At 63.7% G+C, this 259-nt stretch carries 1 pseudogene; it reads left to right on the top strand.

The window, feature by feature from the left end:
* Positions 1-232, top strand: a pseudogene (locus tag AC0L2O_RS36985) (gfo/Idh/MocA family oxidoreductase); the annotation flags it as partial.
* Between the last annotated feature and the right edge of the window lie 27 nt (positions 233-259).

Genomic DNA, 259 nt, shown 5'->3' with positions numbered 1-259 from the left:
CCTGGTCGAAACCGACCAGGGCCGGATGACGCTATCCCGCGGCGGCCGGATCATGGCGATCGACGGCAAGACCGTTGCCGAGGCGCCCGATGAGGAATATCGGGAGCTTTACCGGCGCTTCGTCACGCTCGCCGCGACAGGGGCGAGCGACGTCGATCTGGCGCCGCTTCGTCTCGTTGCGGACGCCTTCCTGCTCGGCAGGCGCACGATCGTCGAACCGTTTGTGGATTGATCATGGCTGGATCGAAAACAGAAAAAG

The organism is Bradyrhizobium sp. Kon10 (genome assembly GCF_055807395.1).
Note: the sequence above shows the minus strand (reverse complement) of the source record. Positions and strands in the feature narration are given on the sequence as shown.